The following is a 22046-nucleotide window of genomic DNA, read 5'->3' on the forward strand; positions in this document are numbered from 1 at the left end:
AATATTACTTTTCTAAAATATCTTCTAACAACTTCACTTGCTCGCTAACAGTTTGTAACGTCTTCACTGACGTATCATTTCGATGTTTTTCTTCTTCCACACTCGCTAGCACTTCTTCTGTAGCTGTAGAAGTTTGCTGAATTACGTTAGAAGCATGCGTAACATCCTTTACGATATTCGTCGTTTTAACTTGGAAACTTTCTTGATGAACAACAACCTCTCGCATTACTTCATTAATCGCATCAATAAACTTCCCTAAATCAGTTACATTTGTTAAAACGCTTGCTAACATCTCGTTACATTCTTCTTGTACTCTTTCTGACTTTTCTACTTGCACTTCTACCTTACTTGCTTGATTACTAAACTCCTTCAAAATCCCTTGAATTCTTCCCGCAGAACGATTTGATTCTTCAGCAAGCTTTAACACTTCACTCGCTACAATAGCAAAACCTTTTCCATGCTCGCCTGCCCTCGCAGCTTCAATATTTGCATTTAAAGCTAGCAAACTCGTCTGACTTGAAATATTCGTTATTACATCTACAATTTCATTAATTTGTTTCGATTGCATCATTAAATCTCTAAATATAATTCCAGACTGTGAAACAACATCATTTAAACTTCTCATGTTAGTTTCAAAATTTCTTAGAGTATGTACACTACCTTTTGAAATTTCTAAGCTTTCATCCACACGAGCCGATGCAGTTCTTACTTGAGAGATGATTTGTTCAATATTTCCTTCCATATCATTCAATACTTCTACCGAACGATACATCATCTCTGATTGTGATTGCGTACCAACTGCCACCTCTTCAAAGGCAAAATTAATTTCACTCATCGATTCCATCGACGTGTTCATATTTTGTCTTAAATGATTGAAATTACTATCTAGTTTCACAACTGTTTCTTCAATAAGTCTTTGCGTCTCTTCTAACTCCTGAGCTTTTCTCATTACTTCTTGCTTCTCATCACTTAAACGAAGGAGCAGATTAGAACCGATTTTCGTGACGCCCCACATAGCGATTGTTACAATCGCTAACAAACTTGCGAAATTAGCAGCTTCAGACGAGGCTGTATAAGCAAAAAATTGCTCCGGCCAATAGCTACAAAGGATAAATGTGATCACAACAGCTACCCCGCCAAGAATTAAAATGAGGCGCTCACTTAAGTAAATAAGTGAAACAGCTAATGTAAAATAGACCATTTGAAATACAGCCGGGCTTTCATTAAAGGCTTGTACCATAATGTAAGACATTGTAAGCAACATAAATGTCATGATATATTTATACGCTGATTCCATACTTTTTATAAAAGTAAAAAGCGTTCCAAATGCAACGACAGAAATACCACAAATCCAAAACGCTATTGCTCTCTCTGTAAAAATATATCCATAATACCCAATTGCGATTATCCCAAGAAAGAAACTACAAATCGTTATAAACAGTAATAAATGATTTTTCTGTGATTCTTTCTCAAGGTTAGAAAAACAAGTCCTCTTTAACCACTCCATATGAAGCCCCACCTTCTACTTATACATATCAATTACTTCAGTTTAAATACCGCACTTACTGGGTTATGATCGCTATTTTCAAACTTTAAATCTTTCCCTTGTACATTTACAATCTCTACATTCGGTGAAACGATAAAGCCATCAATAATAGTGACGAAATTTTCACCTTCTACATATTTCTTTACATCATCTCTCACAGTCATAACAGACGGATCTACAGCCCACTTAAAGCCACCGTCTGTAAAGTCCTTCGGTAACTCTACTAACCACTCAGGGCGCTCTTTCACGAACTTCGGATCACTTAATTGAGCGTTTGAAACTAATTGATTCCAATCTCCGCCCATTATTACGTAATCACCATTTTCATAATGCTTGTTCATATATTCTTTTAAGTACTCTACTTGCTGTTTTCTAATTTTCCCGCCTTCATCATAAGCAGACAAATGTAAATTTACGAGTCTAACATGTTTCCCATTATTAACAGGAATTTTATATTCCACAATTGCTCGATCTAAATCAAACAAACGCTTTGGCCAAGGCTCCATTCCAGGAAGCTGGAACCTCTTCGCTTCTTGAACAGTGTATTTAGAAAACGTACTTAATCCAGCCTCCGCATATCCCATTGGATTTGTTATTGGCACTGGAACCCATTTCGTATCGTAGTTCTTGCCAAATGATGAAACATAATCAGGTAATCCTTTTTTCAAAAATTCATGTTCATTTACATCAAATGAACGAAGTGACTTTATATCAACTTCTTGTAATAGTGCAAAATCACTATTCTCATTTTGTAAAAACGAAAGCATATTCTTTAAATTAGTTTCCGTTTGCTCTTTACTACTTGAACCAGATCCCTTTCCACCATCCATAAAGAAATCTTGATCCTTATCTAACCCAGCATATCCAATATTAAATGTTGTAACTTTAAAATCATTTCCAGTCGCTAATACGCGCTCCTTATTATTCTCCACCTTCAAGCTTATAACATCAGCAGGCTGTTCTTTAGTAAGTGTCATATACGCTAGAAATCCTCCTACAATGCCCGCTACTACTAAAACACATGTAAATACGATTTTTAAAAATTTCTTCAAATAAATGACTCCTTTTCACGCGAATTTATTTTTCTTTATTTTCAGTCAAATAAAACAAAACGACACACATAAGAAACATTTTATCATAATTAAAACCGTATATCACTATATTTAGTTGATAAGTAATCGATCCCATTTTAATTACTTGAAAAACCTTCAGACATCAAAAAAGAAACGTTACACCCACCTCCTCACTGGAATTTAAACGGTATATTTAGTACACTATATGTAATAATCCTAGGCGATGGAGTTCGCCATAAACGCTGCTTAGCTAATGACTCCTACCAGTATACATACTGGTAGGAGTCTATTTTTTTGAGCAATCTATTTAAAGAGGTGAGAAAATTGATTTATATTATCGTCGGCATTGCCGGTATATTAGGAGCTCTTTCTCGTTATTATTTAGGTCTTAATATCACCACATTTTGGCATCATTCATTTCCATTAGCAACATTACTCATTAACTTAATCGGTTGCTTCTTCTTAGCGTGGCTAACTACTTATATCGCCCGGCTAAACATCTTACCTTCAGAGGTCATCACAGGCATCGGAACTGGATTCATCGGTTCCTTTACGACTTTTTCAACATTTAGTGTAGAAACTGTGCAATTGATCAATCATTCTGAGTGGAGCATAGCCTTCTTATATGTATCATGTAGCATACTTGGTGGCCTCATTATGTCTGGCCTTGGCTATACACTTGGAGATTTCTTAATTAAGAAATCTCTTACGGAAGGTGATTACTCATGATAGAAGCCTTATTAGTCGCAACAGGAGGATTTTTCGGTGCGATTACACGATTTGCAATTAGCAATTGGTTTAAGAAAAGAAATAAAACACAATTTCCACTTGCTACATTCCTTATTAATATAACAGGGGCGTTTTTACTTGGATATATAATCGGCAACGGAGTTACTACAGGCTGGCAACTATTATTAGGTACTGGATTTATGGGTGCATTCACTACATTTTCTACGTTTAAACTAGAAGCCGTTCAACTTCTCAATCGAAAAAATATTAGCACTTTCCTTTTATACTTAAGCGCTACGTACATAATTGGTATCCTCTTCGCATTCCTTGGAATGAAGCTAGGCGGAATATGAAAAAAAGCGACTCTATTGAGTCGCTTTCTTTCATAAGAAATATGTCCCGCCATATGGAATAGAAAATAAACCAGCTGGATGTACATCGTAATGTACAATTTGCATCGGAAGCTGTGAATACGGCATATACTGACTTTGCATCATTTGTGCAAAATATGCTTGTTGTTGCATTTGAATAGCTTGATTCATAGCATGAATTGTTCCCTGTGCCCCAGCCAGCGTAATAGCTGCTCCTACTTGTCTACTATTATAAAAATAATGATTCATTATTATTCAACTCACTTATGATTTTTCTTCCATATCGTATGTTTCTATTTCATGGTGAGTGTTTTATTTCAATTAACGGATTCCCTACTATATCTCTTCCAAACGGTTATTTTGTGCCAAAGTATGCCTTTTGGAACATACACATTCTTATCGCATTATGATAGTTACCATCAACGAAAAACTCGTCTAACAGTTCACCTTCCACCATAAATCCAACCTTTTTATAAACATGTACCGCTTTTTCATTTTCCTTATCCACAACTAAATATATTTTATGCATATTTAATACAGAAAAAGCGTAATCCATTGCTAAACGCGTCGCATCCACTGCATAACCATATCCTTGATAATTCGGATCAATAATAATTTGGAATTCTGTTCTACGGTGAATATAATCTATTTCTACTAACTCAACTAATCCAACCATTTCATTGTCTTTCTCAACGATAAATCGGCGTTCGCTTTGATCATGTATATGTTTATCGTATAAGTCTTGCAGCTCCACAAATGCCTCATACGGCTCTTCAAACCAATACGACATAATATGCGCATTATTATTCAGTTCGTGTACAAACTTTAAATCTTCTCGTTCTAATGGACGTAACTTCAATTCCTGATTCATTCCTATAACCTCCAAGTAAAAGAAACCTCTTCACTTAATTTCTCAATTTTTTTCGATTTCAAACGCCCTAATTTCATTGTAAACTTTCAAGCAACTTGAAAGTCAAGATGTAACAATATTATGCCGAAATGTATAACCAATTAATAAAGAATGTAGACATTTACAATAACTTAACGAAAAAAGAACAGTCTTTTGGCTTTCCAAAAATCTCAGTAAGATAAAATTATAAATATATCATCGTTAAAAATTAAGAAAGGGAGATGAACCTATGAGAATACAATATAGAAAGTATGCATTACCTTTAATCTCGTTAGTCTTATTTACTCTTATTGGTTGTACTAATAATGAGCAAAAAAACGATAAAAACGAGACATATACTTTTGAGGCTTCTAAAAAACGTGGTGATGTTATTGAAAAAAACGATAAAGTTTATAATATAGAGAAATTAGATACTTTCGTAAAAAACTATAATTCAAATAAAGACGATTCCGTTAGAATTACTAAATTTAATACCAAGGACGAGCCAGTTATTATTGATTTAACTGTAAAAAAAGAAAAGGAGTCTACCTCCGTCTATTATGATGTTGACTATACAAAAACAAATGAGAAACATAGTGAAAATCAAGAGATTCAATATTCGAACAATACATGCCAAAAAATCACAAAAGATATTGAAGACAACAAAGTAACTTATAAATTAGAATGTCCTGACACTATTCATTTGATTACAGCCCCCCAATTATAGGATGGATAATTGCAAATAAAAAAGTAGTGCAAACTTATGTCTGCACTACTACTCTTTTCTCAAATCTCTCATATTCGATATGTATAAAGCAATAACTAAAACAAGAATTGCTCCTGCGTATAATAACGTCTCCATCGGTTCCTCATGAGACACAATAATCAATCGAATCAAGGCCGTAATTCCGATATAAATAAAATAACGTAACGGGAAATGATAGTTCGATTTAAAATACTTAATAATTAATGCAATGAACTCGAAGTATAAGAAATAGACGATGATACTTTCAACCAATTTATAAGACGTATACTCTTTTGCCGAAAAAATATACTGCACAAACGTAATTGTCTCATTCACTAAGAAAATCGATAACACAATGGATAATATAATTAAAGCTATATTTAATATCCATTGCAAAACACTAGCTATAACATGATCGATATTAAATGACTTCATTTTCTCTTTAGACTCCCCTTCGTATAAGTACTTATTTATTATAGCAAAATTACGATTGGAAAGAAGTTAAATCATATATTCGTCCTTTGTTGTTGCCAGTGTAGGGGAGATTTAGTGTGTGGAGAATTCTGTTTACAACCATACCCGACGAAACATGGAGAAACTCTTTCAAATTACCGTTCGTACATGTCGTACTAATGAGCAATGCATAATCTCGTATAGCATCCTCATGTGCCACTTTTGAAAAATCTTTACAACTTGTACAACACCAACCCTTCTTCACTTTAACCATTGGAATAACTAAGCATTTCTCACATTGTACTCCATTTAACAACTCCTCTTTTTCTATTTTATATTGCTCAAGTATATTTTGTTGAAGTGGAGAATGCTCCGTTATTATTTGATGAATGAGCCTATCTACATTATCTATAACTTTTCTCTTATATTTACTTTCAAACCACTTTATTTTATGAGGTAAATTTGCACTATGAATAATTGTATGAAGAAGATTGTCATCTGAAGATTTTATAATGGTACGAGGCGAGCTAATAACAACGAGGGACTCGATTGGAAGACTAGAGGAAAATCCATGTAAGCTTAACCATTTCTTTAATTGTATTTCTTGCCTTTTTATTTGTAAAACCGGATCTGGAAATCCCTCTGAATTTCCTTCTGTTATTCGGATAAGTTGATTAAACTTTGCATCAAACATTAATGTACCTGCTATATTTTTTATCTCAAGAAAAAGAAGAAACTTTGTGGAAATGATAATAGTATCAATTTGAAAGTATTGATCATGATTAGATAAGCGAACATCATGTAAAACACTATACTCTTTCTCAGAAATAAAACTAAGTGGATAATCAATTGCTTGCTCCCCTTTATACCCCGCCATGTGTTTTGCCAAGTTTTCTCCAATTAAATTTCGTTTTGGATGATGTACAGGTAACCTTCTAAGCAGTGCTTCTAACTGTCTTATATAAATCGGCATTTTTCTTTCTTTCACAATCACCTCAAACACCCCTTTACAAATATATCAACGATTTTTTCAATATATCTATCATAACTCACAATATATCAACGATTTTTCCAATATATCTATCACAACTCACAATATATCAACGATTTTTCCAATATATCGATTGGTCGACAATATCTGACACTACCTCACTCCAATCACTCACAGCATATCCTAGAAAAACACCTTCAGCAAAAACTTAAAATCGTATTTCCTCATAAAAAAACCATAACCCGCTCCTCCAGCAAAGTTATGGTTTTTAACCCTGCAATGCCACTCTATCTATAACTTTGCCGTGAAGTCCACAAAATCCATTTGTACTTATAGCAACTTTCACTTTTTTCACACTGAAACTATATACCCCCAAATCGTTTCACAACGTTATTACTTCCGCATAGCTACAATTTATATAATAACGGTACAGTACAAATAACGTGCTGAATCACTAAGTATGGGGGCATAACGATGAACGAAGCGTTGCTATTAGTAGACATACAAAATGATTACTTTGAAGGTGACAATATGGAATTACATCAACCTGAAAAAGCCGCACAAAAAGCGAAAGAAGTTTTGAAAGCATTTCGTGAAAAACATAAAACAGTTATTCACGTACAACATATTGCGAACAATGAAGGGGCTACTTTCTTCTTACCCGATACAGTAGGTGTTCAAATTTATGATGATGTACAACCGATTGCTAACGAAAGAATCCTACAAAAACACCACTCCTACAGTTTTTCTCAAAAGTTTTGTACTACAATCGATTAGCTATATTAGCAATTACATTATTATTAGCGGCTTTCCTTCTTCTTTACAATGTATTTTTTGGATTACTCGTAGGCACTACAGTAATCTAGCGATTTTTTATAAATATGAACAAATTTTAGGAATTAGTTTATCTTTTTTTAATGTTTTATTTAGAGGCAGTTTATAGTCGGGGATTAACATAAGAAACGTAGCAACTAAGTTCATATATGACGCACTGCTACTATAATCGCTAACCGTACTACTTGAAATCATAAAATAAGGAGACGATAAAACATGAACAAAAAAGCAAAAGCACTTTCATCCGTACTGCTCGGATTCACATTAGCATTAACAGGGTGTGCTGGTACTAAAGCTGAAGAAAATCATGGGAAACAAAAACAAGAACAAGTTGCTAAAGAAACAAAAAAGGAAAATAAATTAACTAAAGGGCAAAAAATGGCTAATATTCTTAGCGAGACAAATTGGCAAGGTACACGAGTGTATGACAAAGATAAGAATGACTTAACAAAAGAGAATGCAAACTTCATTGGTCTTGCAAAATATGATGCGAAGTCCGGCAGATATGAATTTTTTGATGCTAAAACAGGTGCAAGTCGTGGTGATAAAGGAACTTTCTTTGTCACAAATGATGGGAAGAAGAGAATATTAATTTCAGAATCAATGAAGTATCAAGCTGTCGTTGACATGACAAAACTAAATAAAAATATATTTACTTATAAACGAATGGGGAAAGACGCTAACGGTAAAGATGTAGAAGTTTTCGTTGAACATGTTCCATATAAAGAAAAAGAACTTTCTTTCACTGACCCGGACAAGCAGTTGAACACGACTACAGGAGATATTGTTAAAAATGTTGATGGAGATAAAATTTTGGGCGGCACCCTTTGGCACGGAACAAAGGTATTAGACGAAGCTGGTAACGATGTAACACAGTTTAATTCGAATTTTATAAGTTTAGCAAAATTTGATGACAAATCTAATAAATATGAGTTTTTCAATAGCGAAACAGGTCAAAGCCGCGGTGATTATGGCTACTTCGATGTTGTACACGAAAATAAAATAAGAGCCCATGTTTCAATTGGAAATAACAAATACGGTGCTGCTCTTGAACTTACTGAACTAAATAAGAATAAATTTACGTATAAAAGAACTGGTAAAGACCAAGCTGGTAAGGATATAACTATATTCGTTGAACATGAACCTTATAAAGGTGATATGAAGCCACAATTTAGTTTTTAAATACGTTTGATTAAAGATCCTGTACTGAGTTGCAGGATCTTTCTTATTAAGCAAGAGAACGAAAAGACGAAAAACATATAGCTTTTCGTCTTCACAATATTCCCACCTTATAGTTGATGATTTACAAAACCTAAAAACATACCGATACAAAATAAAATAAATCCAATTAGAATTAAGGGAAGAGTGAAGCCACCCCAAGCTGGTTTATTAGCAAACGCCCTTATTTTAAAATTAATCCTCGCTAAAGACATGATAACGATACCCGCTATTGATAAAATTGTAGTTACATAAGTCATCTAGAATAATACTCCTCTTCTATATTGATTTTATATCTCTGCAAACCATCTACATAAGTGTTACAGTCCACTATTCATACATGTCATCCCAATTGTAGCAATCCAGCTTTGTGCCACATCATTTGTAAAATTCATTCTTCATTCCTAAAAAAAGACAGAACCAGACGGTTCGGTCTTTTTTGATTTATAATAATCTCTTTTATTTTTGCTACAATACCTTTTTCTTATAAATCTTACGCTAACACAGCTTTTGATTAACTTATCCTGAAATATTATGAATTTGCGTTCAACTTATCTAAAATACCTTTATCTATTTTTGCTTGATTCACTTTAGCTATTTTAGAAACAATCCCACGGCGATCTTCCCAATCAATCAAATAATATTGATTTTTTTCCAATTCATTTTGCAAGGAAATTTTCAGTTCTCTTTCTTCCCCTTTTTTATCGTACACCTTCTCATCGTAAACATGATACGTAAGAACTTCTCCATTACTCAATTTTTCGTTTTCTACTTTAGAATCAGTCGTTACTTTTACATAATATTGTTTAGTCAAATAATATCCATTCCCTGACTTCATATAGTAGAAAGCACCTCCTACTATAGCTAATAACACAAAAATTCTCATGATCCATTTCATATGATAATACCTAACCTTTCTATTCTACTTGTAAGATTTATACCCGTTAAAATATAAATCTTCCTTACCTTAAGTATGCTTTAACCATAAAGATGGTACAATCCAGTTTCCTTACACCCACATTACATTTTTGTAATCCTATCATTTTACAAAAGTTTCTTAAGTTGGCCCAAAACAAAGGAACATAAAGTTTTATTCCTCCAATTGCCACACTTTTAGCAACACTTGTCCAAGTAATAGGAATTTCATTTCAATCCATTTTACGTGAAGAAGTAAATCAACGCCGATTAACTATATTAGGAATTACATTATTAATCAGCCCTCATCAATCGGGCTGCCCGGCAAATAGAGGAATAAAATTTGTGACTAAGTAAAAAAGCGCCCTACTTATAGGGCGCTTTTTTTATACTTAATGACTAATACTAGCTGTTGGGTATAATGTTGTTCCTCCAATTGAAACTTTTATTTCATTTGTTAATGGAACGTTTTGTTCATTAATAATTGTTCTCCACCATTCCCATGCAAGACCTGTACATTCTCTTGCTACAATTTTTATATTTTTTGAATTCGGTGGAAGAGGGATAACTGTAGAGTAATGAGCCGTTTTGTCTTTTCCGCTACCATCCCATGTTTTATGTGTTAGTACTTCGTTACCCTTTTGGTCAAATGTGAATTCATCCCAAGATACATCAAATTGAGCAACGTAAGCACCGTAATGATCAAGTGTCATTTTAGCACTTGAATATTCTGTAGTTGTCGTCTCAATATAATCTGTATTGTTATGAACAGCAGCAGTTGCATTATCTTTTAAGAAAGTACTTGTATATGAAATTGGGTATGCTGGATTTTTAAGACTTAATTCAGCATTATCTTTAATAATATTTCGGATTTCATTGAAATCTTTAGTAACAACCTTGTTATGCTCTTTCGCATCTCCGCCTAATACTACAGCAGTAAAGGTACTTTCTTCAAAAATATCTTTATACTGTCCACTTGTTTCAACACTGTTATCCTTAAGTAAGGCTTTAAAAGCAGCTTGTACATCTTTGCTCTTAGATGTTGTTTCTAATTTTACATAAATCGTTCTACCATAAGCTACATTTGAAACCATAACAGGTGGAGCCGAATTACTTACGCCTTTTCGAGTTAACTCATCAAAAGTAACGCTATTATCAAAAAGGTCGGATGGATTGTTAGGTAGTTCAGCACTTACCGTATAAAATATTTGTTTATACGCCGCTACCATCACTTTTTTCTCTCCATTTGCAACCGCATTAAAATCAATGTTTAGACTGTTATCAAGATATTTAGCGTTAACATTAAGAGCGCTTGCGATTTGCGATTTACTATAAACCATGGATTCCGTATACTGCATTCTTGCAGGTAACGTATGTGTTGTAGAATACTTTTCATTCCAAGTAGATACTAAATCGTCTACTGCTCCAGCTACATTACCATATGTCGGATTTTGGACAGTGATTGTATTTTCTTTTCTCATGCCCGGTAAGTCTATACTAATATTCAAAGGCTTTCTCTTAGCCACTAATAAACTCGGTTGATTGTCTGCAAAAGCTTTATTTGCAAGTTGTACAGCTCCTGGATACGTGCGATTCACTACAGAATCAATAATTGAAATATCGACTGGTGACGTTGTAAGTGATTTTTTTTCGCGTTCTACTACTACAAATTTACCATTTGAATTGATACTTTCTTTCGGAACAAAACTCTCTACTTTATCACCATTTACAGCTAAAACCTCTTGATTATTATATTTAAGATTTGCTATACCAGTATCAATGCCACTAGCATTTTTGGTTACATCAGTTGCATTACTTGCTTGTGTTTCTGCGAAGGAAATAGATGAATAATTAATAGTGCATAGACTAACTAATAAACATGCAAGGAACTTTCTTCTTTTAGTGTTTTTCTTAATATTCAGAAAAATCACCCCGTTCTTTTTTTAGTAAATATGATAATGATTGATAAATGATTGCTAACTAATAAATTTACATAAATGCTTTTAAAAGTTCTTGAATTAACGGGATTACGCCACCTACAAATTTTAAAACTGCCATTGCGATTTCCATATTATTTCCTCCTTTTTATTGCTACGAAAATATGATTTATCTTTATGCCCTCATTATAGTGACCCCTTACACTTTTATCAATACACTCTGATATGCAATATTACATATAAAAAACCAAGCTGAATTCTTTTAAAAAGTTATACAGAGATATTTTTTTCGTTTGGTACATACTTGAAAAGGTGAAGCATTCTTTTGCATTTTATAAGTAATCACATAAAAAAAGCTGCTGCCTATAAAATACAGACAGCAACTTTAACTAGAGTGGCTTGCATAATCTGCGCAAGACATTTTATAACTAATAAACGGCGATCGGCCCATAAGGACCATTAATAATCTCTATTTTTGTTTCAAAAATATCTGTCAAAAGTGTTGAGTCCATAACCTCTTCTACTGTTCCAAAAGCAGCAATTTGTCCATCTTTCATAGCACAAATTTTATCCGAGTATTTAGCTGCAAAATTTATGTCATGCATAACCGTCAAAATTGTTCTTCCAAATTCATTAGCTGCACGTCTTAAATGCTCCATCATTTGAACAGAACGAGCAACATCAAGGTTGTTCAAAGGTTCGTCCAAAAGTACATATTCCGTCTCTTGGCACAGTACCATCGCTACATATGCCCTTTGTCTTTGACCACCAGAAAGCTCATCTAAATATCTATTCTCTAAACTAGTTAAATCTAAGAAATCGATATATTTAGAAATGATAACCTCATCTTCTTTAGTCAACCTTCCCTTTGAATAAGGAAAGCGCCCAAATCCAACTAATTGTCTAACTGTAAGCCTAGTTACAAAATGATTTTCTTGTCGCAATATAGTCAAAACTTTTGCTAAGTCTTTCGATTTAGATTCAGAAACATCCATATTTGCTACCTGAATTTGGCCTTCATCCATATCTAAAAGTCTGCCAATCATCAAAAGTGTCGTTGACTTTCCAGCACCATTTGGTCCAATTAAAGAAGTAAAGCCTGCTTTTGGTATTTCAATATCCAAAGGTCCTATTTTTACCTTATCAGTATAGAACTTTTTAACATTATCAATTTTTATCATAAAGCCCTCTTCCTTAAAACTATAGTTAAGAATATGATTCCACCAAATAATTCAATAATAACTGAAACTACACCTTGAGCATGGAATACATGATACATTAAAAAGTATGCGCTCGTCATTATTAAAAATCCTATAGCAAAAGCCATCGGAAAAATATATCTATGATCATAAGTTGACGCTGCCTGATAACTCAAAGTTGCCACTAAAAAGCCGTAGAAAGTAAGTGGCCCAATTAGAGCTGTTGAAATGGACATTAAAATAGCTACTAATACAAGCGTATAAATTACACTAGGTTGGTATTTAACTCCAAAAGAAGTAGCAACATCTTTTCCTAGTGATAAAACATTCAAATTCTTAGAATGAGCAAAAATTAATACCGCTACAATTATGATCATAGGAATTACAATAGGAAAATATGCAGGATCTGCATGATTAACAGAACCAAATAGTCTTGCTTGTAAAATATCAAATTCTGAAGGCGCAAGTAGTTTTCTCATGAAAGTTGACACAGAATTTAGCCCGGTACCAATAATAATTCCAACTAAAAGCATAAGTTGTAAATTCCCGTATTTACCGGAAAGTAACCATCCATAAAGTATCAAACTCATGAAGACCATAACAACAACTTGGAATAAAAATGATCCAATTCCATTAAAATTTATTAACGCACTAGCACCAAAGAAGAATACTGTACTCGTTTGAATTGCTGAATAAAGTGATTCGAAACCTAAAAGCGATGGAGTAATAATTTTATTATTCGTAATAGATTGGAAGGCAACTGTCGACAAGCTATGGCAAACCGCAGCAATAATCATTGCAACAATAGCTACTATCCTTCTCTTAACGACTGGGATAAAAGAAGGTGAATCTATCGGAACTGGATTGTTATAAACTAAAAGTCCATATGAAGAAAGAAGACCTAAAGCAATCAATGTTATCAGTAAAATCCAATAACGTCTTGCTTCCTTCTTAGACCGAAAAGCGCTAGCTGATCTACTTTCATTATGAAGGCTAGAATCGATTTCGACATTTTCTTTTTTTCTATATTCTAATGTGATCATCGTAGCCTCCTTGGTTTTCTTTGTCTCAATAAAATAGTAATAAACACGACTGCTCCCACTGTTGCAAGTATTAAAGAAACAGGTAATTCAAAAGGCTGTATAATTGTTCGAGAAATGATGTCACAGGCAGTTATTGATCCCATTCCGATCACACAAACCCAAGGTAAATTACTCCTAAGATCATCACCTCTAAACATTGAAACGATATTTGGCACAATTAATCCTAAGAAAGGTAAGTGTCCAATAACAGCTGCAACAATTCCAACTGCAACAGAGATAAGAGCAGTCCCAAAAAGAACAATTCTATTGTAATTAACTCCAAGACTTGTTGCGACATCTTCTCCTAGTCCAGCTAAAGTCAATCTATTAGCATACATAAAAATAAGAAAAGTAATGATAACAATCAGCCATAAATATTCATATCTTCCCACCTGAATGTTAGCAAATGAACCTACAAACCAAGTTTCAATACTTTGCGTCTTTTGAAAAAGGAGTCCTAAAAAAGTAGACACTGCAGAAATTACTGCTCCAAGCATCAATCCAATAATCGGAACAATTAAAGACGAACGAAGCTTAACTCTTCTTAAAAATAGAAAGAAAATCATAGTTCCTATAAAAGAAAAAATGATTGCACCAGTCATTCTTTGAACTAAAGTCGGGGCAGGAAATAATAAATACACAAAAAGCAGGCCTAAGCCTGACCATTCAATAGTCCCCGTTGTAGTAGGTTCAACAAAGCGATTCTGTGTAATGAGTTGCATGACGAGCCCTGCCATCGCCATCGCAGCTCCAGTAAGCATTAATGCAGCTGTTCTCGGAACACGAGTTATGAAAAACATCTCTGTCCCGTCCTCTTGTCCACGTATATCATAAACTCCAGTAAACAGTGATATAATCCCTAAAATTATAACAACTATAACTGCTATTATAAAAGGTTTTGTCCATATTTTATTTTGATTATAAAACTGGGGTTGAGAAATATTCTCAACCCTAGAAATCATATTTTTTGACACTGTTTCGTACCCCTTTACACTACTTAGCTAAAGTTTTTGCCATATTTCCAAATAACTCTATATAAGTTTGAATTGATTCATTCGTGTAAGTATCTTCTGGTGCATAAATAACTTGTTTTTTAGAAACAGCAGTTGTGTTTTGAAGAGCAGGTGATTTAGAAATAACATCCTTAGCAGGTGTTGACTTAGCTGCATCAGATGTTGCAGCATCACGATCTAATACGAAAATCCAATCAGGATTTGTTTGTGCAATAGCTTCAACAGAAACGTCATCACCTTTATGACCTGCAGTAGAATTTGAAACTTCTAACGCTGGAGTCCAACCGAAAATTTCATACATTGGTCCCCAAACACGACCAGAATGTGGAGCAGCAAAACCAATATTACCACCAGTAACGATAACACTCATAACTTTATCTTTTCCGTTATAAGCAGATTTTGCTTTTTCAATAGATTTATCAAAATCAGCTACTAATTGTTTAGCTTCTTTATCTTTATTAAAGATTTTTCCTAAAGTAATTGTAGAATCTTTAAGTCCTTTTACTAAGTTTTCGCCAGGCTTAGTAGCTTTCTCAGAAACATCAAAATTAAGATCAATAACTGCTGCATTTGGTACTAATTTTTTGATTTCTTCGTAATGGTCAGCAAATCTTTGACCAACAATTACAAGTTCAGGATTTGCTGCTGCAATAATTTCTAGATTTGGTTCACGGTGATTCCCAATATTTTGAACTTTTTCATCCTTTTTATATGCTGAATCAGCAGGCATGATATCCTTTGGAGCAGCCGCTAATTTAATTCCCCAATCAGATAAAGTTTCAAACGTTCTGTTATCTAAAGCAACTACATTCTTTGGATTTACAGGAACAGTAACCTTTCCATGTGCATCAGTGATTTCAACCGTTTTTGGCTTATCACTACCATTATCTTTAGTAGCCTTCGAAGTTTCTTTACCTGAATCTGAGCAAGCTACTAACATTAAAGTGAAAATTGCTAGAATACTCACTAATTTTAAAAGCATAGATTTTTTCATATGTATACTCCTTATAGTGTGATTTATTTCGAAAATGATGACATCCATAGATTGAATTAGAAAGTAATTTTCATTCAATTGAATCGCTATTGATAATCATTTTCATTTGGACATTCTGTTAATTAGTATAGTCATTAATTCTGTGAAAATCTTGTGAATGGTGTGAATTCATAAAATCAGGCATAGAAAGTAATATGTGAAGTCGGGTGTATTGATTAACCTTTATTCTTCAGAGCGTGTCGATTTTTTTCGAGTAGACACTTTCATTAGATCCGGTCTCAACTAATGCGCGCTAGAATCGTCCCCTACACAATACCCAAAAGATGAGCACCTTATAAACCATAATTTCCCCTGCAAAAAATGCTCATTAATAGCTAATGTTTTCATAATCCATTGCCTGATAGAAATATTCTTTTTACAGTTTTCATCTATTAATATTTCTCAGAAACTATTTGATTATCACATTTAACAAAAAAACGAGTAAAACTGAATGAAATAGTTTTACTCTTTTTCTATTACCTTATTTTATCATTCAATCATTGAATAGCCTCTGCCGTGTATCGTTTGAATATATCTCTCTTTCTTCTCGCACTTTAACTTTTTTCTTACATACCCAATATATAAGTCTACTACATTTGGATTTACTACTATATTATATCCCCATACTTGATTCAAAAGCATTTCACGGCTCAATATTGTGTTTTTATTCTTGATTAAAAATACAAGTAAATCGTACTCCCGCTTAGTAAGCGAGAGGTTTTTGCCACCTTTTTTCACAATATTGCTAGATGCATCAACAAAGAGATCTTTAAACTGAAAAAAGCTTATCTCCTTTTGCTGGTTACAATCACTTCTCCTTAAAATCGCTTGAATCCTTGCTACTAATTCTTCTTTCGCAAATGGTTTTCTTATATAATCATCTGCTCCTGCTTGTAACCCTGCTACGCAATCCTTACTAGAAATATTGTCAGTCACAATAATGATCGGTGTCGTTTTAACAAGTCGTATTTGTCTGCAAATTTCTGGTCCAGATATACTTAATGAATCCCAATCCAATATGATAATATCCCAATCTTGTTCATATATTATATTTAAACCTTCGTTTTCATTGTGAAGTTTTAAAATGAAGTAACCTTCTTGCGTTAAACCACTTACGATTTTCTTTGCTGAAGACCGTTCATTTTTAATCACCAACACCTGCTTCACCGATGGTTCACCTCTACTTCAATATAAATTATTTAGATAAAAAAATTATCCCGAAAAAATAATTTAAGATTTATAAATTTAAAACCCCTAAATAATCCATTAAAACAGTTTATTAGGAGAACTCTATATAATCTTACAATAGGTATGGATAAAAACTCAAAACATAATAACATTCGAATAAAGTAAAAAATAAATATTATTATTTTGGAATTTACTAGCATTCATATTATCTACTTGCTTATCATTAATAACTATTTCTTCATTTTCTGTTTCAGGAATACCGTGGCATGATAAAAAAACATAAGCAAAGCATTTATCTATAGATAAATGCTTTGCTTATGTTTTTGCAATCGTATGATATTGATTCCCTTTAGGAAAGTGTATTGTCACTTTTGTATATTCATTCTCTTTCGATTCGATAGAAATATCATGCCCTAATTTATGAGATAAACGTTTCGCTAAATATAATCCTAGTCCCGTTGATTTCGTATGAATTCGGCCATTCACTCCTGTAAATCCACGTTCAAATACTCGTCCAACGTCTTCAAGCTTAATACCAATTCCATTATCTTGAATAATGAGGCGCTTTTCCACTTTATCTTCTTCCCCGATAAACTTAATTTCTCCATGAGAATCAGTATACTTCAATGCATTTGCTACAATCTGATCGACAATAAAAGATAGCCATTTTGTATCACTCTCTACTAAAAGTTGTAAGTTTGTACGTTCAAATTGAATACGTTTTGAAATAAATGACTTAGCATATTTCTTCATACTAGCTCCCGTAATTGCCTCTAGAGAAACTTCTTGAATAAAATAATCTTTTGAGAAGGAATCAAGCCGTGAATAATACAAAGCTTGTTCAACGAAGTGATCTATTTTCCCTAACTCATCCTCTAATTTATCAATTAAAATATCCGCTGGTTTGTCGCTACGCATCAATAGTTGACTAGCAGCAATCGGTATCTTAACCTCATGAATCCACGACATAATAAAGTCGTGATATTCTTTCTTTTCCTCATGTAATACGTACATTTGCTCCTGTTGCTCTAAATACAGTTTTTTTAATATATCTGTATATAGTTCCTGTTCATATGTATGTGGGGCTGGGATTGCAATCACTGTATCCTGCTCTAAATGAAGAGCAATATGAAGTTCTTTATAAAATCTTTTATGATAAAAATACCCGATTATAAGATAGATAAGAATAAAAATTGCACTTACAACATTGATATATATAAGATTTGCTTTTGTATTACTTAATCCCTCACTTAAATAAATCATGGTAGAAATAAATAACATAATCAAAAAGTATAGAAGCATAAAATAACGGCGTTCTTTTATGTAACGAAAAATACTCATGTAATAATATAACCTTGCCCTTTCTTCGTATGAATAAACTCCTCTTTTCCAAGTTCAGCAAGCTTCTTCCTTACACGAGCGACGTTTACTGTTAATGTATTATCATCAACAAAACTTTCATTTTCCCAAAGTTTACGCATAATATTATCTCGACTTACAATCGATCCTATATTCTGCATTAATATCTGTAAAATTTTAAACTCATTTTTTGTTAATTCCAATATTTGATTATGATAGGTTACTTCCCCGCTCTGTAAATTTAATAAGACACCTTCATATTCAACAACATTAGTTTCAGTTTGTGTATAAGAATATGTACGTCTCATAAGAGCCTGAATTTTAGCAACTAAAACATCTGTATAAAATGGTTTCTGCATAAAATCATCTCCCCCCATATTCATAGCCATTACCATATCCATAGGATTATCACGAGATGACAAGAAAATAATTGGTACTTTCGATACTTCACGAATTTTTCTACACCAATAAAATCCATCAAAATAAGGAAGATTAATATCAAGTAAAACAAGTTGCGGAGATTGTGCCAAAAAATCATTTAAAATATGTTCAAAGTTTGTACTCGTCCATACTTTAAATCCCCATTTCTCTAACTCATCGGCAACCGTTTCACGAATGGTTGGTTCATCTTCAACTAATAAAACTTTCATAAAAAGTTTGCCTCCTAGCACTGTTTCAACCTTACAAGTTTGTAAGGTTTGAATTATAATTTGTAAGGTTGTCCTATGGTTTAGGGTATAAAATTACCATACAATAAGCTTATCATACAATAGAGGAGGATCCATATTGAACCCCGTATTACAGGCAAAACACGTAAGGAAGGTCTTTAGTAATAGAGGTAACATATTTACTGCCCTCCATGATATTGATCTAACAATTTTTGAAGGTGAATTCGTTGGCATAATGGGTCCATCTGGATCTGGAAAATCTACTTTATTAAATATATTATCGACAATTGATATACCAACCACAGGAGAAATTATTGTTAATGGAAAAAATATTATAAAAATGAAAGATGAGCAGCTTACTACATTCCGTCGTAATACATTAGGCTTTATTTTTCAGGACTACAATTTACTTGATACGTTAACGATAAAGGATAATATACTTTTACCACTTGCTTTAAGAAATATAAATGCACAAGAAATTGATGCACGCGTAGATGAAGTTGCAACAATGTTTGGCATTCAAGAACTGCTAAATAAATATCCGTATCAAATTTCTGGTGGACAACAGCAGCGTACTGTAGCAGCGAGAGCTATTATAGGAAAACCCAAATTAATTTTAGCTGATGAACCTACAGGTGCACTAGACTCTAAATCAGCAGCTGGTTTACTGCACAGCCTACAAGCGTTAAATAAAAAACAACTTGCCACCATTTTGATGGTTACGCATGATCCCTTTGTAGCAAGTTATTGCAAACGCATCCTCTTTATTAAAGATGGAAAACTCTTCACGGAACTTGTAAAGGGCGAGATGTCACAAGAGAAATTTCCCCAAAAACTATTACGTATTCTTTCTGCTCTTGGAGGTAGCGGGCATGACACCATTTAGTATCATCCAAAAAAACTTGCAAAGAAATCTTAAAAATTATGTACTATACTTTGCATCTATGATATTTAGTATTGTCATTTACTTTATTTTTGTATCCTTACAATATAACGATTATATCGTAGAACAAACAAATACAGCCAAAGGAATTGCAGATGTTTTTCAAGCTTCTTCTGTTATTCTAATCATTTTTGTAGCAATATTCATCTGGTATTCAAACTCATTTTTCACAAAGAAAAGAAAAAAGGAAATTGCACTATATTCCTTACTAGGTGTTCCAAAACGGCAAATTGGCACCATGTTATTTTATGAAAATCTCATCATAGGAATTATTGCACTCATTATAGGAATGAGCATCGGAGCTTTACTCTCAAAGGTGTTTTCAATGTTACTTTTAAAAGTAATGCAATTATCAACTACTATTTCATTTTCTTTTTCTTTAGAAGCAATAATACATACCACGCTTGTATTTACCATTATTATTTTAATAACATCTTTTCACGGTTATAGCATCATTTACAAGTTCAAATTGATTGAATTACTTCAGGCTGAAAGACAAAGTGAGCTCATTCCAAAAGGATCCATATGGACTGCTTTATTAGGAATTATTTTAGTTATTGCTTCTTACTGGTTCGCACTTCAACCTATTTTCTCTTCTACATGGCTGGACCACAAGATACGGAATATGTGTATTATTTTAGGTGGTTCTATAATCGGTACATATTTCATATTTCGTTCTTTTACTGTTTTTTTATTACTTGGCTTACAGAAGAATAAAACACGCTATTACCGCGGGATTAATGTGGTTAGTGTATCTCAACTATTAGCACGCATTCAAGCAAACGCAAAAACACTAACTACCATTGCACTATTAAGCGCAGTCACACTATGTGGAATCGGTGCTTCTTATAGTATGTATTATAAAAATAAAGTAATGATTGATAAAACAGAACCGTTTAGTTTTATATATGTAAAAACAGATTCACAAGTAGATCAACAAATTGAACATACAATAAAAAATTCTAATCATACAATAAAAGAGAAGATTACTATTCCTTTAATAAAAGTAAAAGCGGATTTACAGGTGAATGGTCTCATGCCAATTAATTTTGAAAGAAATCCTAATGAGTTAAATTTATTATCTGAGAGTACATTCAATATGCTAGCCGATAAGACTAATAAGGATATAAAAGTATCCCTTCAAAATACAGAAGTGGTTGCTCTCGATGCAAATAAGAGTAATACGTTTCAAACTGAATATAAAAACGGCAAAGTAGACCTACATCTTTCAAGTAGTGATTATTCATTGCAATTTGTAGGAAAGATTCAAGACAACATCCTAAATGATTCATTACACGAATTCACTATCGTCGTGCCTGACAAAATTTTTTATGATATGAGCAAACAACAAAAATCTTATATGCTACAAGCATATAAAGTATCCGATGACAAAAATACAGAGAAGTTAACAAAAGCAATTCAAATACTCCTTAAAGATATTCATTTAATATCCAAATACAGCGCTTATAAAAGTGTCGTGGAAGCATCAGGATTAGTCATCTTCGCTGGTGTATTTTTAGGACTCGTCTTTTTAGCTGCAACTGGAAGCATCATTTACTTTAAACAATTAACAGAAGCAACTATAGATCAAGACAAATATATCATTTTACGTAAACTGGGTGTAAGTAAGCAAACCATTTTTAAATCGATTGCAAAACAAATTGCCTTTATATTCATTTTGCCACTTACTATCGGTAGCTTGCATAGTATTATCGTTTTAAAGGCGCTTTCTAATACACTTGGCATAGATATTTTCATTCCAGTTTTAACTACCCTAGTTGCCTATACATTGATTTATTTTGCCTACTATATACTGACAGTAAAATCCTACAATAACATTGTGAATAAATAAAAAAGCAT

General features: G+C 33.1%; 22 protein-coding genes, 1 pseudogene and 1 riboswitch. Of the genes and pseudogenes, 7 read left to right on the forward strand and 16 right to left on the reverse strand.

Annotated elements, in window-relative coordinates:
- Window positions 1–4 precede the first annotated feature (4 nt).
- A complete protein-coding gene (locus BLT20_RS26575; protein WP_000455083.1) occupies window positions 5–1507 on the reverse strand; it encodes a DUF4077 domain-containing protein in 1503 nt (500 codons plus the stop codon).
- Window positions 1508–1539: 32 nt separating this feature from the next.
- Window positions 1540–2598, reverse strand: coding sequence for an endonuclease/exonuclease/phosphatase family protein (locus BLT20_RS26580; RefSeq protein WP_000714048.1), 1059 nt, complete (start codon window positions 2596–2598; stop codon window positions 1540–1542).
- 231 nt (window positions 2599–2829) lie between these two features.
- Window positions 2830–2889: riboswitch (Fluoride riboswitch) on the forward strand.
- Window positions 2890–2943: 54 nt separating this feature from the next.
- Here BLT20_RS26580 and crcB (BLT20_RS26585) point away from each other — a divergent pair.
- Both crcB (BLT20_RS26585) and crcB (BLT20_RS26590) read left to right on the forward strand, forming a co-directional pair.
- Window positions 2944–3348 carry a fluoride efflux transporter CrcB gene (gene crcB, locus BLT20_RS26585; RefSeq protein ID WP_000639315.1) on the forward strand — a complete coding sequence of 135 codons (405 nt, stop codon included), beginning with the start codon at window positions 2944–2946 and terminating at the stop codon, window positions 3346–3348.
- Entirely contained in the window at window positions 3345–3701 is a 357-nt protein-coding gene (gene crcB, locus BLT20_RS26590) for a fluoride efflux transporter CrcB (protein ID WP_000568587.1), read from the forward strand. The genes crcB (BLT20_RS26585) and crcB (BLT20_RS26590) overlap by 4 nt, the downstream gene beginning before the upstream one ends.
- Window positions 3702–3731: 30 nt before the next feature.
- On the opposite strand, the gene BLT20_RS26595 is transcribed toward crcB (BLT20_RS26590), so the two are convergent.
- Together BLT20_RS26595 and speG are read right to left on the reverse strand one after the other, a co-directional pair.
- A complete protein-coding gene (locus tag BLT20_RS26595) occupies window positions 3732–3971 on the reverse strand; it encodes a DUF3947 family protein (RefSeq protein WP_033684600.1) in 240 nt (79 codons plus the stop codon).
- A gap of 103 nt (window positions 3972–4074) precedes the next feature.
- Entirely contained in the window at window positions 4075–4590 is a 516-nt protein-coding gene (speG, locus tag BLT20_RS26600) for a spermidine N1-acetyltransferase (RefSeq protein ID WP_001071093.1), read from the reverse strand.
- Between the two features lie 268 nt (window positions 4591–4858).
- On the opposite strand from speG, the gene BLT20_RS26605 reads away from it, so the two are divergent.
- Window positions 4859–5335 (forward strand): DUF4362 domain-containing protein, encoded by a 477-nt coding sequence (locus BLT20_RS26605; RefSeq protein ID WP_001222624.1) that lies wholly within the window; start codon window positions 4859–4861, stop codon window positions 5333–5335.
- Window positions 5336–5383: 48 nt separating this feature from the next.
- Here the strand turns inward: BLT20_RS26605 and psiE are convergent, their stop codons facing one another.
- Both psiE and BLT20_RS26615 read right to left on the reverse strand, forming a co-directional pair.
- Window positions 5384–5788, reverse strand: a complete 405-nt coding sequence (gene psiE / locus BLT20_RS26610) for a phosphate-starvation-inducible protein PsiE (RefSeq protein WP_000834708.1) — start codon at window positions 5786–5788, stop codon at window positions 5384–5386.
- Window positions 5789–5837: 49 nt separating this feature from the next.
- Entirely contained in the window at window positions 5838–6794 is a 957-nt protein-coding gene (locus BLT20_RS26615; RefSeq protein WP_061685265.1) for a nuclease-related domain-containing protein, read from the reverse strand.
- Window positions 6795–7271: 477 nt separating this feature from the next.
- Here BLT20_RS26615 and BLT20_RS31175 point away from each other — a divergent pair.
- Together BLT20_RS31175 and BLT20_RS26625 are read left to right on the forward strand one after the other, a co-directional pair.
- Window positions 7272–7544 (forward strand): annotated as a pseudogene (locus tag BLT20_RS31175) (isochorismatase family protein); the annotation flags it as partial.
- A 303-nt stretch (window positions 7545–7847) separates the two neighbouring features.
- A complete protein-coding gene (locus tag BLT20_RS26625) occupies window positions 7848–8813 on the forward strand; it encodes a DUF4822 domain-containing protein (protein ID WP_001034140.1) in 966 nt (321 codons plus the stop codon).
- A 107-nt stretch (window positions 8814–8920) separates the two neighbouring features.
- On the opposite strand, the gene BLT20_RS26630 is transcribed toward BLT20_RS26625, so the two are convergent.
- From BLT20_RS26630 to BLT20_RS26680, 10 genes are all read right to left on the reverse strand, one after another.
- The gene (locus BLT20_RS26630; protein ID WP_000222858.1) at window positions 8921–9109 is read right to left on the reverse strand and encodes a hypothetical protein; all 189 of its coding nucleotides are present in this window, start codon (window positions 9107–9109) and stop codon (window positions 8921–8923) included.
- Between the two features lie 272 nt (window positions 9110–9381).
- On the reverse strand, window positions 9382–9747 hold the full coding sequence (locus tag BLT20_RS26635; RefSeq protein WP_002164645.1) for a YxeA family protein: 366 nt from the start codon (window positions 9745–9747) through the stop codon (window positions 9382–9384).
- Between the two features lie 409 nt (window positions 9748–10156).
- Entirely contained in the window at window positions 10157–11695 is a 1539-nt protein-coding gene (alo, locus tag BLT20_RS26645; RefSeq protein ID WP_000576727.1) for an anthrolysin O/cereolysin O family cholesterol-dependent cytolysin Alo, read from the reverse strand.
- Window positions 11696–12129: 434 nt separating this feature from the next.
- A complete protein-coding gene (locus BLT20_RS26650; protein WP_000590071.1) occupies window positions 12130–12882 on the reverse strand; it encodes an iron ABC transporter ATP-binding protein in 753 nt (250 codons plus the stop codon).
- Window positions 12879–13943: an iron chelate uptake ABC transporter family permease subunit gene (locus BLT20_RS26655; RefSeq protein ID WP_000631245.1), complete on the reverse strand. Its 1065-nt coding sequence runs from the start codon at window positions 13941–13943 to the stop codon at window positions 12879–12881. The genes BLT20_RS26650 and BLT20_RS26655 overlap by 4 nt, the downstream gene beginning before the upstream one ends.
- Complete coding sequence (locus BLT20_RS26660; RefSeq protein WP_000042077.1) at window positions 13940–14956, reverse strand: ABC transporter permease; 1017 nt, start codon at window positions 14954–14956, stop codon at window positions 13940–13942. The genes BLT20_RS26655 and BLT20_RS26660 overlap by 4 nt, the downstream gene beginning before the upstream one ends.
- A gap of 19 nt (window positions 14957–14975) precedes the next feature.
- The gene (locus tag BLT20_RS26665; RefSeq protein ID WP_000749429.1) at window positions 14976–15989 is read right to left on the reverse strand and encodes a siderophore ABC transporter substrate-binding protein; all 1014 of its coding nucleotides are present in this window, start codon (window positions 15987–15989) and stop codon (window positions 14976–14978) included.
- 528 nt (window positions 15990–16517) lie between these two features.
- Window positions 16518–17195: a response regulator transcription factor gene (locus tag BLT20_RS26670; RefSeq protein WP_000815814.1), complete on the reverse strand. Its 678-nt coding sequence runs from the start codon at window positions 17193–17195 to the stop codon at window positions 16518–16520.
- Window positions 17196–17531: 336 nt separating this feature from the next.
- A complete protein-coding gene (locus BLT20_RS26675; protein ID WP_000021841.1) occupies window positions 17532–18557 on the reverse strand; it encodes a sensor histidine kinase in 1026 nt (341 codons plus the stop codon).
- The gene (locus BLT20_RS26680) at window positions 18554–19225 is read right to left on the reverse strand and encodes a response regulator transcription factor (protein WP_000866333.1); all 672 of its coding nucleotides are present in this window, start codon (window positions 19223–19225) and stop codon (window positions 18554–18556) included. The genes BLT20_RS26675 and BLT20_RS26680 overlap by 4 nt, the downstream gene beginning before the upstream one ends.
- 136 nt (window positions 19226–19361) lie before the next feature.
- Between BLT20_RS26680 and BLT20_RS26685 the strand changes: the two genes are divergently transcribed.
- Entirely contained in the window at window positions 19362–20129 is a 768-nt protein-coding gene (locus BLT20_RS26685; RefSeq protein ID WP_083605812.1) for an ABC transporter ATP-binding protein, read from the forward strand.
- Window positions 20116–22038, forward strand: a complete 1923-nt coding sequence (locus tag BLT20_RS26690; RefSeq protein ID WP_000187486.1) for an FtsX-like permease family protein — start codon at window positions 20116–20118, stop codon at window positions 22036–22038. Before BLT20_RS26685 ends, BLT20_RS26690 begins: the two co-directional genes overlap by 14 nt.
- Window positions 22039–22046: the final 8 nt, after the last annotated feature.

The organism is Bacillus sp. cl96 (assembly GCF_900100505.1).
Classification (GTDB): domain Bacteria; phylum Bacillota; class Bacilli; order Bacillales; family Bacillaceae_G; genus Bacillus_A; species Bacillus_A cereus.

What these genes read in the sequence shown, in the direction of transcription:
- BLT20_RS26630 (WP_000222858.1), bottom strand. Translation starts at nt 9,109, where the DNA reads ATGACTTATGTAACTACAATTTTATCAATAGCGGGTATCGTTATCATG.
- speG (WP_001071093.1), bottom strand. Translation starts at nt 4,590, where the DNA reads ATGAATCAGGAATTGAAGTTACGTCCATTAGAACGAGAAGATTTAAAG.
- BLT20_RS26635 (WP_002164645.1), bottom strand. Translation starts at nt 9,747, where the DNA reads ATGAAATGGATCATGAGAATTTTTGTGTTATTAGCTATAGTAGGAGGT.
- BLT20_RS26680 (WP_000866333.1), bottom strand. Translation starts at nt 19,225, where the DNA reads ATGAAAGTTTTATTAGTTGAAGATGAACCAACCATTCGTGAAACGGTT.
- BLT20_RS26655 (WP_000631245.1), bottom strand. Translation starts at nt 13,943, where the DNA reads ATGATCACATTAGAATATAGAAAAAAAGAAAATGTCGAAATCGATTCT.
- BLT20_RS26650 (WP_000590071.1), bottom strand. Translation starts at nt 12,882, where the DNA reads ATGATAAAAATTGATAATGTTAAAAAGTTCTATACTGATAAGGTAAAA.
- BLT20_RS26675 (WP_000021841.1), bottom strand. Translation starts at nt 18,557, where the DNA reads ATGAGTATTTTTCGTTACATAAAAGAACGCCGTTATTTTATGCTTCTA.
- BLT20_RS26575 (WP_000455083.1), bottom strand. Translation starts at nt 1,507, where the DNA reads ATGGAGTGGTTAAAGAGGACTTGTTTTTCTAACCTTGAGAAAGAATCA.
- psiE (WP_000834708.1), bottom strand. Translation starts at nt 5,788, where the DNA reads ATGAAGTCATTTAATATCGATCATGTTATAGCTAGTGTTTTGCAATGG.
- BLT20_RS26690 (WP_000187486.1), top strand. Translation starts at nt 20,116, where the DNA reads ATGACACCATTTAGTATCATCCAAAAAAACTTGCAAAGAAATCTTAAA.
- BLT20_RS26625 (WP_001034140.1), top strand. Translation starts at nt 7,848, where the DNA reads ATGAACAAAAAAGCAAAAGCACTTTCATCCGTACTGCTCGGATTCACA.
- BLT20_RS26605 (WP_001222624.1), top strand. Translation starts at nt 4,859, where the DNA reads ATGAGAATACAATATAGAAAGTATGCATTACCTTTAATCTCGTTAGTC.
- BLT20_RS26665 (WP_000749429.1), bottom strand. Translation starts at nt 15,989, where the DNA reads ATGAAAAAATCTATGCTTTTAAAATTAGTGAGTATTCTAGCAATTTTC.
- crcB (WP_000568587.1), top strand. Translation starts at nt 3,345, where the DNA reads ATGATAGAAGCCTTATTAGTCGCAACAGGAGGATTTTTCGGTGCGATT.